The organism is Bacillus sp. SIMBA_008 (assembly GCF_046535495.1).
GTDB lineage: Bacteria > Bacillota > Bacilli > Bacillales > Bacillaceae > Bacillus > Bacillus subtilis.
The window spans coordinates 1-253 of sequence record NZ_JAWRWL010000884.1 but is presented as its reverse complement, the minus strand read 5'-3'; the positions used below and the strand labels follow the sequence as shown (position 1 = coordinate 253).

1 pseudogene is annotated in these 253 nt (G+C 37.5%); it reads right to left on the bottom strand.

Annotated elements, in window-relative coordinates:
* Window positions 1-253 (bottom strand): annotated as a pseudogene (locus tag SB658_RS25895) (primosomal protein N'); the annotation flags it as partial.

Here is a 253-nt window from a genome sequence, read left to right as displayed (position 1 = left end):
CGTAAATGACCGACAATTTTTTCCGTCACTTGCACTGCCTTTAATAATTCTGGATGAGATACTGTTACAAGTACAACATAGTAATAAGGTGGATATTGTCTTGTTCGTCTCATTTGCATTTCTTGGTCAAAAAACACATCATATTGTTGGTTCTTTGCTAACTCTATACTGTAATGTTCTGGCGTATACGTTTGAATTATAACTTCCCCTGGCAATTCATGTCTGCCTGCTCGTCCACTTACTTGCGTCAATA